Origin of the sequence: Xanthomonas sp. NCPPB 1062 (assembly GCF_041481705.2) — a bacterium.
GTDB classification, from domain to species: Bacteria; Pseudomonadota; Gammaproteobacteria; order Xanthomonadales; family Xanthomonadaceae; genus Xanthomonas; species Xanthomonas euvesicatoria.
Genome location: NZ_CM192987.1, coordinates 3,997,993 through 4,011,549 on the forward strand (window position 1 = coordinate 3,997,993; position 13,557 = coordinate 4,011,549).

Annotated in this window: 11 protein-coding genes; 7 read left to right on the plus strand and 4 right to left on the minus strand. The window is 63.9% G+C overall.

The window, feature by feature from the left end; translation table 11 throughout:
* Positions 1 to 13: 13 nt before the first annotated feature.
* The 3 genes from ACCQ16_RS17045 to ACCQ16_RS17055 are packed head-to-tail and all read left to right on the plus strand — an operon-like array spanning position 14 to position 2,426.
* The gene (locus tag ACCQ16_RS17045) at positions 14 to 856 is read left to right on the plus strand and encodes an ABC transporter ATP-binding protein (protein WP_127166880.1); all 843 of its coding nucleotides are present in this window, start codon (positions 14 to 16) and stop codon (positions 854 to 856) included.
* Positions 857 to 858: 2 nt separating this feature from the next.
* Entirely contained in the window at positions 859 to 1,785 is a 927-nt protein-coding gene (locus ACCQ16_RS17050; RefSeq protein ID WP_008576973.1) for an MlaD family protein, read from the plus strand.
* Positions 1,782 to 2,426 carry an ABC-type transport auxiliary lipoprotein family protein gene (locus ACCQ16_RS17055; RefSeq protein ID WP_031424419.1) on the plus strand — a complete coding sequence of 215 codons (645 nt, stop codon included), beginning with the start codon at positions 1,782 to 1,784 and terminating at the stop codon, positions 2,424 to 2,426. Before ACCQ16_RS17050 ends, ACCQ16_RS17055 begins: the two co-directional genes overlap by 4 nt.
* Positions 2,427 to 2,979: 553 nt before the next feature.
* Here ACCQ16_RS17055 and ACCQ16_RS17060 read toward each other — a convergent pair.
* A complete protein-coding gene (locus ACCQ16_RS17060) occupies positions 2,980 to 3,579 on the minus strand; it encodes an alpha-ketoglutarate-dependent dioxygenase AlkB family protein (protein WP_277573449.1) in 600 nt (199 codons plus the stop codon).
* A gap of 115 nt (positions 3,580 to 3,694) precedes the next feature.
* Here ACCQ16_RS17060 and ACCQ16_RS17065 point away from each other — a divergent pair, with 115 nt between their 5' ends.
* Together ACCQ16_RS17065 and ACCQ16_RS17070 are read left to right on the plus strand one after the other, a co-directional pair.
* Positions 3,695 to 5,344, plus strand: coding sequence for an electron transfer flavoprotein-ubiquinone oxidoreductase (locus ACCQ16_RS17065; protein WP_277573450.1), 1,650 nt, complete (start codon positions 3,695 to 3,697; stop codon positions 5,342 to 5,344).
* Entirely contained in the window at positions 5,341 to 7,428 is a 2,088-nt protein-coding gene (locus ACCQ16_RS17070; RefSeq protein WP_029820286.1) for a glycoside hydrolase family 99-like domain-containing protein, read from the plus strand. The genes ACCQ16_RS17065 and ACCQ16_RS17070 overlap by 4 nt, the downstream gene beginning before the upstream one ends.
* A gap of 56 nt (positions 7,429 to 7,484) precedes the next feature.
* On the opposite strand, the gene ACCQ16_RS17075 is transcribed toward ACCQ16_RS17070, so the two are convergent.
* Both ACCQ16_RS17075 and ACCQ16_RS17080 read right to left on the minus strand, forming a co-directional pair.
* Positions 7,485 to 8,114 carry a CoA transferase subunit B gene (locus ACCQ16_RS17075; protein WP_218539903.1) on the minus strand — a complete coding sequence of 210 codons (630 nt, stop codon included), beginning with the start codon at positions 8,112 to 8,114 and terminating at the stop codon, positions 7,485 to 7,487.
* Positions 8,114 to 8,845, minus strand: coding sequence for a CoA transferase subunit A (locus tag ACCQ16_RS17080; RefSeq protein WP_008576961.1), 732 nt, complete (start codon positions 8,843 to 8,845; stop codon positions 8,114 to 8,116). Before ACCQ16_RS17080 ends, ACCQ16_RS17075 begins: the two co-directional genes overlap by 1 nt.
* A gap of 134 nt (positions 8,846 to 8,979) precedes the next feature.
* On the opposite strand from ACCQ16_RS17080, the gene ACCQ16_RS17085 reads away from it, so the two are divergent.
* Both ACCQ16_RS17085 and ACCQ16_RS17090 read left to right on the plus strand, forming a co-directional pair.
* Complete coding sequence (locus tag ACCQ16_RS17085; protein ID WP_277573451.1) at positions 8,980 to 10,326, plus strand: phosphohexomutase domain-containing protein; 1,347 nt, start codon at positions 8,980 to 8,982, stop codon at positions 10,324 to 10,326.
* A 47-nt stretch (positions 10,327 to 10,373) separates the two neighbouring features.
* Complete coding sequence (locus ACCQ16_RS17090) at positions 10,374 to 11,777, plus strand: mannose-1-phosphate guanylyltransferase/mannose-6-phosphate isomerase (RefSeq protein WP_031424428.1); 1,404 nt, start codon at positions 10,374 to 10,376, stop codon at positions 11,775 to 11,777.
* 289 nt (positions 11,778 to 12,066) lie between these two features.
* On the opposite strand, the gene ACCQ16_RS17095 is transcribed toward ACCQ16_RS17090, so the two are convergent.
* Positions 12,067 to 13,233, minus strand: coding sequence for a nucleotide sugar dehydrogenase (locus tag ACCQ16_RS17095; RefSeq protein ID WP_008576953.1), 1,167 nt, complete (start codon positions 13,231 to 13,233; stop codon positions 12,067 to 12,069).
* Between the last annotated feature and the right edge of the window lie 324 nt (positions 13,234 to 13,557).

Here is a 13,557-nt window from a genome sequence, read left to right on the forward strand (position 1 = left end):
AGAGGAAGGTGCTGTGACCAATCCCGAATCCCCACTCCCCAATCCCGGCCCACAGGCCGAGGCCGACGACGAACAGCTGGCGATTTCCGTGCGCGGGCTCACCAACCGTTTCGGTAGCCAGACCGTGCACGAAGACCTGGATCTGGACGTGCGGCGCGGCGAAATCCTCGGCGTGGTCGGCGGTTCGGGCACCGGCAAGTCGGTGCTGATGCGCAGCATCCTGGGCCTGCGCGAACCCGACGCCGGCAGCATCCAGGTGCTGGGCGCGGACGCGCGCTCGGGCCGGTTCGCCGACCGCCAGCACATCACCCGCAACACCGGCGTGCTGTTTCAGGACGGGGCGCTGTTTTCGTCGATGACCGTGGGCGAAAACGTGCAGGTGCCGCTGAAGGAACACCATGGCGAGTTTCCCGAGCGCTGGTATTTCGAACTGGCGCTGCTGAAGATCAAGCTCGCCGGCCTGCCGGCCGATGCGCTGGACAAGCTGCCTTCGCAATTGTCCGGCGGCATGCGCAAGCGTGCCGGACTGGCACGTGCGCTGGCGCTGGATCCACCGTTGCTGTTCCTGGACGAACCCACCGCCGGGCTGGACCCGATCGGTGCGGCCGCCTTCGACCGTCTGATCCGCACCTTGCAGCAGGCCCTGGGCCTGACCGTGTTCCTGATCACCCACGACCTGGATACGCTGTACGCCATCTGCGACCGCATCGCGGTACTGGCCGACCGCAAGGTGATCGCCAACGCGCCGCTGGCCGAGGTCGAGCAGATCGATCACCCCTGGATCCAGGACTATTTTCACGGTCCGCGCGCCCGCGCCGCGCGCGCGGCCAAGACCGACTCCACCGAGACCGCCTGAGCATGGAAACCAAAGCCAATTACGTCCTGATCGGCGCCTTCACCATCGTGGCCGGCCTGGCCCTGCTGCTGTTCGGGCTATGGGCCGCCAAGTACTCCTCCGACCGCACCTGGCAGCAATACCGGGTGGTGTTCCGCGAGGCAGTGACCGGCCTGTCGGTCGGCAGCCCGGTGCAGTACAACGGCATCGCGGTCGGCTCGATCACCGAGCTGACCCTGGCGCCGAACGACCCGCGGCAGGTGGTCGCGCATGTGCGCGTCAACTCCACCACGCCGATCAAGAGCGACACCCGCGCCAAGCTGGCGATCACCAGTCTGACCGGCCCGTCGATCATCCAGCTCTCCGGCGGCACGCCCGAAGCGCCGGCGCTGACCAGCATCGACAAGAGCGACGCGCCGATCATCCAGACCACCCCGTCGGCGCTGCAGAACATCACCGACACCGCCAATCGCATCGTCGAGCGCATGGACCAGATGCTCTCGGACAAGAATGTGGCCAGCATTTCGGCCACGCTGCAGAACCTGGAGAAGATCAGCGGTGGCATCGCCGATCGCGACGAAGGCATGCAGGCACTGATCGTCAGCGCGCGCGACGCCGCGCGCAATCTGGACACCACCCTGACCACCACCAACGGCACCATCAAGCGGCTGGACCAGAACCTGGTACAGCAGCTGCCGGGCATCCTGGAAAAACTCGATGCCACCCTGGTCAAGCTGGATTCGGCCGCCGGCAATGCCGACAACATCCTTGGCGAGAACCGCGCGGCCATCAATAGTTTTGCCAACGATGGGCTGGGCCAGCTCGGCCCCACACTGACCGAATTGCGCGGCCTGATCCGCGACCTGCGCCGGGTCAGCGACAAACTGGACAACAACCCTGCGCGCTACCTGCTCGGCCGCGACGCACCCAAGGAGTTCGAACCGAAATGACTGCCATGCGTGTGTTGCGTCCCCTGCTGTGCGCCTCGTTGCTGGCGCTGGGCGGCTGCTCGGTGCTGACCGGCGGCGACCAGAAGCCGGCCACCATCTACGCCCCGACGGTGCGCGTGACGCCCAATCCCACCTGGCCGCAGGTGACCTGGCAGCTGGTGGTGGCCAAGCCCAGCGCCGCACGCGTCATTGACAGCCCGCGCATCAATGTGCGCCCGACCCCTGGCGAACTGCAGGTCTACCACGGCGCTGGCTGGGCACAGCCAGCCACCGACATGCTGGAAGACAGCGTGGTGCGCGCGTTCGAAGACTCCGGCAAGATCGCCGCGGTGGCCCATATCGGCACCGGCATCCGCTCGGACTACAAGCTGGCGATCGATCTGCGCCGCTTCGAATCCGATTACGCCGGCCAGTCGCTGCCCTCGGCCACGATCGAGCTCAACGCCAAATTGCTGCATTCGACCGACCAACGCGTGGTCGCCTCGCGCACCTTCCTGGTCGCGCGCCCGTCCACCGGCACCGATACCGCCGCAGTCGCGGTGGCTTTCGAGCAGGCGCTGACCCAGATCACCACCGAGCTGGTCGGCTGGACGCTAACCGCCGGGCAACAGGACAGCCAGAACGTGCCGCGTTCGTTGTAAGCGCAAGCGACAGGCTTGAAGCGGCTGACAGGCGACGTCACGCCGGTCTCTTGCAGAGCGGCTGATCTGTGCCATGGCTGCAGGGCGCTTACCCGCCCACCATCGCCAGCCACGCTGCAAGTACGTCCCTGCATGCTTCCTGGCGGCATCCATGCCGCCAAGGGCTCGGCGAGGCTAGGCGGGCAAGGACCAGTTGAGATGCTCGGTGTGCACAGCTTTCAAAAAAGCACGTAGCGGCTTCTCGACGCGGTCTGCTCGTTCTTCAACACAGCAGCCAGTCGACTGTCTGGGCGGGGCGTCCTCGCTCTTCAATCACGTCATCAATGCACTTTCTGGTGCGGTGTCCTTGCCGCTTGCGGGACCGTTGGCGGCATGGATACCGCCATCGAGCCCGCATGGATGGGTTCACGGCGTGTTCCGCAAGCGGTGAGGGAACCGCGCACTCGATCCACTCATCGTTTGACCTGGATTGCTGGTTGCGCCCACGCAAGCTGCGGCCGACACGCCCACCGGGCTCACTGCCCAGGCGAGCGCGCTGCAAGTTGCTAGCCGCTCATGGCTGGGACACGCGCACCGCGATCTGACGAAAGGTCAGATTGATGCGCTCGTCGACCGGCTTGGCGGTGCGCGGCAAAGCGTGTTTGTAGTGGCGCTGGGTGTCGCCGCCCATCAGCAACAGGTCGCCGTGACCGAGCTCCAGCATTTGCTTCAGGGCCGCATCGTCGCGGTGCTTGAACGCAAAGCGCCGCGTCGCACCCAGGCTCACCGAGGCAATCAATGGCTGCGCGCCCAGCTCAGGCTCGTCGTCGCTGTGCCAGCCCATCGCATCGCTGCCACTTCGGTAGCGATTGACCAGCACGCTGTTGAACCGGTGACCGGTTTCGTCCTCCAGCCGCATGCGCACGGGCTGCAGCACCTCCAGCCAGGGCTGTGGCGAGAACCGTGTGCCCGAGTAGCGATAGCTCGCCTCCGGATCGCCGATCCAGCTGCTCAGGCGCGGCGAATCCACCATGCGTCCGAACATCCGGATGCGGTGCACCTCCCAGTGCGTCTGCGCCAGCAGCGCCTGCATCAGCGCATCGGCCTGCGCGGGCGGCAGCCAACCACGCCACCAGTTGATCTCCGCCCCCGGCAATGCCACCCGAATCTTCATTCCGGAAACGCTAGCACGCAGCCCCGCATGGCGCGGATGAATCGACCCGATTTGCCGCCGTCACATGCAATCCCGGAAAATGCGCAACAGCCATCGAGCCAACGGGAGCGGAGCAATGTCGGAAGCGGGAGTGGGCGCACACGCGTCAGAGGCGGTCGAGCGCGACGTCATGGAATACGACGTCGTCACCGTCGGTGCCGGTCCGGCCGGGCTGTCGTTCGCGATCCGGCTCAAGCAGCTCGATCCGAACATCAGCGTCTGCGTGATCGAAAAATCCAGCACCATCGGCGCGCATATCCTGTCCGGTGCGGTGATCGAGCCCGGCCCGCTGGATGCATTGCTGCCAGGCTGGCGCGACAATCCGCCGCCGATCTGCGTGGCGGCCACCGACGACGAATTCTGGTTCCTCGGCAAGGACAGCGCACGCAAGTTCCCGGTGGTGCCGCCGGGCATGCGCAACCATGGCAACTTCATCGTCAGCCTGGGCGCGATGTGCGCCTGGCTGGCGCCGCAGGCCGAAGCGCTGGGCGTGGAAATCTATCCAGGGTTCGCCGCCGCCGAAACGCTGCACGACGACAGCGGCCAGGTGGTGGGCGTGCGCATTGGCGACATGGGTATTGCAAAAGACGGCACGCACAAGCCCGGCTACACCGCCGGCATCGACATCCGCGCCAAGGTCACCGTGCTGGCCGAAGGCGCGCGTGGCCACCTGACCAAGCGGCTGCTCAAGCGCTTCGACCTCACCGCCGACAGCGACCCGCAAGGCTATTCGATCGGCATCAAGGAGCTGTGGCAGGTGCCCGAAGGCCGCGTCACGCCCGGCAAGATCGTGCACACCATTGGCTGGCCAGCCGACAACCGCACCTACGGCGGCAGCTTCGTCTATCACCTGGACAACAACCAGATCGCGCTCGGTTATGTGAGCGGGCTGGACTACAGCGACCCGGCCTACCAACCGTGGGAAGCCTTCCAGCAATGGAAGAACCACCCCATGATCAAGCCGCTGCTGGAAGGTGGCAGCATTGTGTCTGCCGGCGCCCGCGCACTGGTCAGCGGCGGTTGGCAATCGCTGCCGAGAGTGGACATGCCCGGCGCCTTGCTCATCGGCGACACCGCCGGCCTGCTCAACGTACCCAAGATCAAGGGCACCCACCAGGCGATCCGCAGCGGCATGCTGGCCGCCGAACACCTGGTGCAATCGCAGCTGGCGCCGCAGGGCTTCGATGCCAAATTGCGCGCCTCCGAGGTCATGGCCGAGCTGAAGCAAGTCCGCAACATCAAGCCCGGTTTCAAGAAGGGGCTGTGGTTCGGCCTGCTCAACGCGGCCTGGGAAACCGCGCTCAAGGGCGCTTCGCCGTGGACGCTGAAGAACAAACCCGACTGGTCGGCGCTGCACAAGCTCGGCGAGTACGAACAGCCCAAGCGCGACTACGTCACCCGCGACCTCGCCCCGCGCGATCGCCTGCAAGCCGTGTATTTCGCCGCCACCGAGCACGATGAAGACCAGCCGGTACATCTGAAGGTGCTGGACACCGATGTATGCGCCACCCGCTGCGTCACCGAATACGACAACCCCTGCACCCGTTTCTGCCCGGCCAACGTCTACGAAATGGTCGCAGACACCGCCAGCCCCTCCGGCAAGCGTCTGCAGATCAACGCGGCCAACTGCGTGCACTGCAAGACCTGCGACATCAAGGACCCGTACGAAATCATCACCTGGGTCACGCCGGAGGGTGGTTCTGGTCCGAACTACCAGAATCTGTGAGTGCGCCCGGTCGCTCGCTGCAGTCGCGCCTGCGCACATCGGTGTTCGGTCTGTTGCGCGCAGGATTTCGTGCGATACCGCTGAGCGACGCAACGCGCGACCGCTGGCGCGGTTGGTTTCTGGATCGACATGCGGACTGGGTCCCGGAACCGGCACGCGGCCGGGTGCGCCATGGCAGCTCGCGACGGCCAACAGTCCGCAGCGACGAAGCAGCGATTGGATATGTCCCATACAGTGCGACCACGCTGCCCGAAACGCTTCCCGCCCAGCTGATCGCGTTTTATCTGCCGCAATTTCATCCGATCCCCGAAAACGATGCATGGTGGGGCAAGGGATTCACCGAATGGCGCAATGTCAGCCGTGCGCTTCCCCAGTTCGAAGGCCATCAGCACCCCAGACTCCCGGCGGATCTGGGCTTCTACGACCTTCGCAATCCCCTTGTCATGCGCGAGCAGGCGCGCCTTGCGCAAGAGTATGGCCTTGGCGCCTTCTGTTTTTATTTCTATTGGTTTGCCGGCAAGACCTTGCTGGAAATGCCGATCACCCAATGGCATCAGGATGACACGATCACCCTGCCGTTCTGTCTTTGCTGGGCCAATGAAAAATGGGCACGCCGCTGGGATGGCCGCGGCGACGATATCCTGATCGATCAGGCGCATGATGTGGATGACGACCTGGCCTTTATCGCGCATGTCGCAACTTACATGCGAAATCCCAAGTACCTGCGCGTCGAAGGGCGGCCGGTGCTGTTGGTGTATCGACCACATTTGATGCCTGAACCCGCACAGACAGCCGATCGCTGGCGGAGCTGGTGCCGCGACCACGGAATCGGCGAGATTCACCTTGCGTATGTGCAGGGTTTCGAACGGCCCGACCCGCGCGATATCGGATTCGATGCTGCTGTCGAATTCCCGCCAAATATGAGCACACCGCCTTCGGTGGCTGCCCGACAGCGCTTGATCAATCCAGAATTCAATGGCGACGTACTCGACTGGCGAGAACTTGCCCGCGACATGGAACAGCGCCCCCTGCGCGAGTACACCTTGTACCCGGGCGTAAACCCTGGCTGGGACAATGAGCCGCGGCGCTCGGGAAAGGGCCGCATTTATCTGCATGCATCACCTCGCCGCTATCGCGATTGGCTGATGCGTACCGTACGGGATCGTCTAAGGAATACGCCGCCCGCGCATCGCTTGGTGTTCATCAACGCCTGGAACGAGTGGGCCGAGGGCGCTGTGCTCGAACCCGATACCCGCCTTGGGTACGCATGGCTGCACGCGACACGGCAAGCGCTGTTGCACACGGCAGGAGCCGCCACCGGCTCTGATCAGCGCGATGTCTGCGTGGTGTTGCACGCCTGGTACCTCGACGTACTGGACGAAGCGCTAGAGGCAATTGCTCACTGCGGACTGTCGCTGCGGCTCGTCATCACTACCGATATCACGATGGTCGAGCAGGTTCGCCAGCGCCTGCAGCAGCGCGGCGTCCAGGCGCAGGTGGAAGGCTTCGAAAATCGTGGGCGCGATATTCTTCCTTTCCTGCGGGTTGCCAATCGATTGCTCGACGAAGGCGAGCAGGTGGTTTTGAAGCTGCACACGAAAAAATCGACCCACCGCGAGGATGGGGACACGTGGCGGCGCGAAATGTTCTCCGCATTGCTCGCGCCGCAGCACGTCGATGCAATCATGCGCGGATTCGCCGACGACCCCCTGCTCGGCCTCGCGGCGCCCGCGCAGCACTTGTTACCCGTCACCGACTTTATCGGCGGCAATGCCGATGCACTCGATTACCTCGCTGTCCGCACAGGCACGGACGCAATAAACGAACACAGCATGTTCGCGTCCGGCAGTATGTTCTGGGTCAAGCTGGAAGCGCTACGTCCGTTATTGGATGCGCACTTGCATCCCAGTGAATTTGAAGACGAGCAAGGTCAGATCGATGGGACATTGGCCCATGCGATCGAGCGCTTCCTGGCTGTTGCGGTAGGCCACTGCGGACATCATGTCGCAACAGTCGAACAGCTGTTGGGAATCGCTCAACCTACCGCAACCGGACCTTACCGCTACGCACGCAAGGCGCCTTGAGGCGCCTTGCGTGTCGCTAGTTGCTCATGCGCTCGCCGTTGCGTAGATCGCCTCGGTCAGGTCGCAAATTCAACGCCCGTCTTGTGGCGCAACTCGTCCAACTCCACTCCGTCTGCCGCCTCCACCAGCACCAATCCATCTGCAGTGACATCGAACACCGCCAGATCGGTAATGATGCGGGCCACCACCCCGACGCCGGTCAGTGGCAGGTCGCATTCGCGCAAGATCTTGTGGCCTCCGTCCTTGGCGACGTGCTCCATCAACACCACCACGCGCTTGACGCCGGCCACCAGATCCATTGCACCGCCCATGCCCTTGACCATCTTGCCGGGCACCATCCAGTTGGCCAGATCGCCACGGTCGGTGACCTGCATTGCGCCGAGAATCGCCAGGTCGATGTGGCCGCCACGGATCATCGCGAATGAATCGTGGCTGCCGAAATAGCTGGCACCGGCGCGGGCGGTCACGGTCTGCTTGCCTGCATTGATCAGGTCTGCATCCACTTCGTCTTCGCTTGGAAACGGGCCGATGCCAAGCAGGCCGTTCTCCGACTGCAGCCACACATCCACACCGTCGGGGATGTGGTTGGCGACCAGCGTCGGCAGGCCGATGCCCAGGTTGACGTAGGCACCATCGGTCAGTTCGCGTGCCGCGCGTGCGGCCATCTGGTCTCTGGTCCAGGCCATCACTGCTGTCCTTCGCGCACGGTGCGCTGTTCGATGCGTTTTTCCGGCGTGGCGTTGAGCACCAGGCGGTCCACGTAAATGCCGGGCAGATGCACCTGATCCGGATCGATATCGCCCAGCTCCACGATGTCCTCGACCTCGGCGATGCACACGCGTCCAGCCATGGCGCAGGCGGGATTGAAATTGCGCGCGGTCTTACGGAATACCAGGTTGCCGGCGGTATCGGCGCGCCATGCCTTGACCAGCGCCACGTCGGCCTGCAACGCGGTTTCAAGCACGTAATGCTTGCCGTCGAATTCGCGCGTTTCCTTGCCCTGGGCCACGATCGTGCCGTAGCCGGTGGCAGTGTAAAACGCAGGAATGCCCGCGCCACCGGCGCGCAAACGCTCGGCCAGGGTGCCTTGCGGATTGAACTCCAGCTCGAGCTCGCCCGCCAGGTATTGGCGTTCGAATTCCTTGTTTTCGCCCACGTAGGACGAAATCATCTTGCGGATCTGCCGGGTGGCCAATAATTGACCAAGCCCGAATCCGTCGACGCCGGCGTTGTTCGAGATCACGGTCAACCCGCCGATCCCACTGTCGCGCACGGCTGCAATCAATGCCTCCGGGATTCCACACAACCCAAAGCCGCCCACCGCCAGGGTCTGACCATTGGCCAGTACCCCGTCCAGTGCTGCCTTGGCATCGGCATAGCGTTTGCCGCTTGCCGCACCACGTCCGTCACTGCGCATCACCGCCCTCACCTCGCTGATGTGAAGCGCCCATTCTATCCGCTGACTGTTCCCTGTCCCCGGTCGCAATTCCGCCACACCCAAGACACGGCGCAGCCGCTAAACTCGGGCGTCCCCCACTTCAGGATTTGCCCATGACGCTACCCGCCTTCAAGGCCTACGACATTCGCGGCCGTGTGCCGGATGAACTCAACGAGGACTTGGCCCGCCGCATCGGCGTGGCGCTGGCGGCGCAGCTGGATCAAGGGCCGGTGGTCCTGGGCCACGACGTGCGCCTGGCCAGCCCGGCGCTGCAGGAAGCGCTTTCGGCGGGCCTGCGCGCCAGTGGCCGTGAAGTGATCGACATCGGCCTGTGCGGCACCGAGGAAGTCTATTTCCAGACCGATTACCTCAAGGCTGCCGGCGGCGTGATGGTGACCGCCAGTCACAACCCGATGGACTACAACGGGATGAAGCTGGTCCGCGAGCAAGCGCGACCGATCAGCTCGGACACCGGTCTGTTCGCCATCCGCGACACGGTCGCGGCCGATACCGCAGCGCCGGGCGAGCCCACCGCCAGTGAGCAGAGCCGCACCGACAAGACCGAGTACCTGGAGCACCTGCTCAGCTACGTGGACCGCAGTACGCTCAAGCCGCTCAAGCTGGTGGTCAATGCCGGCAATGGCGGCGCCGGTCTGATCGTCGACCTGCTTGCGCCGCATCTGCCGTTCGAGTTCGTGCGCGTGTTCCATGAGCCCGATGGCAACTTCCCCAACGGCATTCCGAACCCGCTGCTGCCGGAAAACCGTGACGCCACCGCCAAGGCGGTCAAGGACAACGGCGCCGATTTCGGTATCGCGTGGGACGGCGACTTCGACCGTTGTTTCTTCTTCGATCACACCGGCCGCTTCATCGAAGGCTATTACCTGGTCGGCCTGCTGGCACAGGCCATCCTTGCCAAGCAGCCGGGCGGCAAGGTCGTGCACGACCCGCGCCTGACCTGGAACACGGTCGAGCAGGTCGAAGAAGCCGGCGGCATTCCGGTGCTGTGCAAGAGCGGCCACGCCTTCATCAAGGAAAAGATGCGCAGCGAAAATGCCGTCTACGGCGGCGAGATGAGCGCGCACCACTATTTCCGCGAGTTCGCCTACGCAGACTCCGGCATGATTCCGTGGCTGCTGATCGCCGAACTGGTGTCGCAGTCGGGCCGTTCGCTGGCCGATCTGGTCGAAGCGCGCATGCAGAAATTCCCCTGCAGCGGCGAGATCAACTTCAAGGTGGCCGATGCCAAGGCCTCCGTTGCCCGCGTGATGGAGCATTACGCGTCGTTGTCGCCGGAGCTGGATTACACCGACGGCATCAGCGCCGACTTTGGCCAATGGCGTTTCAACCTGCGGAGCTCCAATACCGAGCCGCTGCTGCGCCTGAACGTGGAAACGCGCGGCGATGCCGCACTGCTGGAAACGCGTACGCAGGAAATTTCTAACCTGTTGCGCGGCTGATTGACCCCTCTCCCACCCATAGACGCACTTTGGAGTTTCCCCCGCCCATGAGCGACGTCCTACCCATTATCTTGTCCGGCGGCTCCGGCACGCGCCTGTGGCCGCTGTCGCGCGAGTCCTATCCCAAGCAGTTCCTGCCGCTGGTCGGCGACAAGAGCATGCTGCAGTCGACCTGGCTGCGCGCGGCTCCCGTCGCAGGTCACGCCCCCATCGTGGTCGCCAATGAAGAACACCGCTTCATGGCCGCCGAGCAGTTGCAGCAGTTGGGCGTGAAGCCTTCGGCCATCCTGCTGGAGCCCAAGGGACGCAACACGGCGCCGGCAATTGCCGTTGCAGCGCTGGAAGCGACCCGCGACGGTGCCGACCCGCTATTGCTGGTGCTGCCTTCCGACCACGTCATTCAGAACGAAGCTGCGTTCCAGGCGGCAGTGACCTTGGCGGCGACTGCTGCCGAGCAAGGCAAGCTGGTGACCTTCGGCATCAAGCCGACTGCGCCCGAAACCGGCTATGGCTATATCAAGGCCGGCGCCGGTACCGGTGCAAGCGCAGTCGAGCGCTTCGTCGAGAAGCCCGACCTCGCCACCGCACAAAGCTACCTGGCAAGCGGCGAGTACTACTGGAACAGCGGCATGTTCCTGTTCCGTGCGTCGCGTTACCTCGAAGAGCTGCGCAAGTTCCATCCCGCCATTGCCGATGCGTGCCAGAAGGCGTGGGAAAACGGCAAGCGCGACGCCGATTTCACCCGTCTGGACAAGGACGCCTTCGCCGCCAGCCCGTCGGATTCAATCGATTATGCCGTGATGGAAAAGACCGCCGATGCGGTCGTGGTGCCCTTGGACGCGGGCTGGAACGACGTCGGTTCGTGGTCTTCGCTGCGGGATGTTTCCAGCCAGGATGCGCAAGGCAACGCGCACCATGGCGACGTGATCCAGCTCGATTGCCAGAACACGTATGCGTACGGCTCGCGCCTGATCGCCATGGTTGGGCTTGAGGATGTGGTGGTCGTTGAAACGCCGGACGCCGTGCTGGTCGGCCACCGCGACCGCATCCAGGAGGTCAAGGACATCGTCAGCCAGATCAAGACCGCTGGCCGTTCCGAGGCCACCTGGCATCGCAAGGTCTATCGTCCATGGGGCGCTTACGATTCCATCGACATGGGCCAACGCCACCAGGTCAAGCGCATCACCGTGAAACCCGGTGCGGTGCTGAGCCTGCAGATGCATCATCACCGCGCCGAACACTGGATCGTGGTGAGCGGCACGGCCGAAGTGACGCGTGGCGAAGAAGTGCTGCTGCTGACCGAAAACCAGAGCACCTACATCCCGCTGGGCGTCACCCATCGCTTGCGCAATCCGGGCAAGCTGCCGCTGGAATTGATCGAGGTGCAGTCCGGCAGCTATCTGGGCGAAGACGATATCGTGCGCTTCGAAGACACCTACGGCCGCGCTTGATCGCGCGTCTCACCGTAGACGGCAATATCGACGGCGGCCTTCGGCCGCCGTCCTGCGTTATCCGTGGCCACGTTTATCGCGATACGACGCGCCCGCGGATCAGAGGCCACACGCCTCATTGGCTGTGTCGCACACCTGTGAATGCGGGCAACGCAGCTGCATCGCCCACGGCTCGCCACCGCGGGTACCTGCCTGCGAGGCGGTAAATAGCACCGCATCGCCGTGAATCCCATGGGCGGCCTGGCGGGTGGCATCGCCACCGCCAGGACTTAATAAGCGCCTGTCTGGCTCAGTTGTCGCCGAACAGGTCGCGCGTATACACCTTGTCCTGCACATCCTGCAGCGCGTCGGCCATGCGGTTGCTGATGATGACATCGGCCTCGCGCTTGAAGGCCTCCAGGTCGTTGACCACGCGCGAGCGGAAGAACTCAGGATCGCTCAGCGTCGGCTCGTACACGATGACGTCCACGCCCTTGGCCTTGAGGCGCTTCATCACCCCCTGGATGCTGGACGACCGGAAATTGTCCGACCCGGCCTTCATGATCAGCCGATAGATGCCGACCACCTTGGGATTGCGCCGTAGCACGTCGGCGGCAATGAAGTCCTTGCGGGTCGTGTTGGAATCGACGATCGCCCGGATGATGTTCTGCGGCACGCTCTGGTAGTTGGCCAGCAACTGCTTGGTGTCCTTGGGCAGGCAGTAACCGCCATAGCCGAAGGAAGGATTGTTGTAGTGGCTGCCGATACGCGGATCCAGGCAGATGCCCTCGATGATCTGGCGGCTATCCAACCCATGGGTAAGCGCGTAGGTGTCCAGTTCGTTGAAGTAGGACACGCGCATCGCCAGGTAGGTATTGGCGAACAGCTTGATCGCCTCGGCCTCGGTCGGCTCGGTGAACAACACCGGCACGTCGGGCTTGAGCGCGCCTTCCTGCAACAGCCGCGCGAAGGTTTCCGCACGCGCCGAACGCTCGCCGACGATGATCCGGGACGGGTACAGGTTGTCGTACAACGCCCGGCCTTCGCGCAGGAATTCGGGCGAGAAGATGATGTTGTCGGTGCCGAACTGCGCGCGCAGCTTGGCGACGTAGCCGACCGGAATGGTCGACTTGATCACCATGGTCGCCTGCGGATTGATCTCCAGCACCTTGGCGATCACGACCTCGATCGACCCAGTGTTGAAATAGTTGGTGTCCGGATCGTAGTCGGTGGGCGTAGCGATGATCACGAACTCTGCGCCGGCAAACGCCTCCTTGGCGTCCAGGGTAGCCTTGAAGTTCAAGCCCCCCTGGGCCAGCGCGGCCTCGAGTTCCTTGTCGACGATCGGCGAGCGGCCTTCGTTGAGCAGCTTCACCTTGGACTCGACGATGTCCAGCGCCACCACCTCATGGTGCTTGGCGAGCAATACGCCATTGGACAGACCGACATAGCCGGTACCCGCGACAGCGATCTTCATTGGAATTCCTTGCGACATTGGATGGGGGAGGATGTAGCGCGCTGCATGCAGGTCACGGCGTAATGACGGGACGGCCGAGCCCGCAATGGGGCTGGCGCGCCCGCTGGGGGATACGCGAGAACCTGCACAGTGCCGGCTGATGCGATACAGCGCACACCTGCATGCATCCAACGTATGCATCGTGCGTGGCATCCGCTTCAGCGGCACATCCACGTCGGCCGCGACCTGCGTGGAGCAGATCGCCGGTCCGGCGCGGATCAACCCTGATGGTAGCCGAAGCGAAGTGCAAGCTATGAGTCGGTGCTGAAGCCGCACCGATCGGTG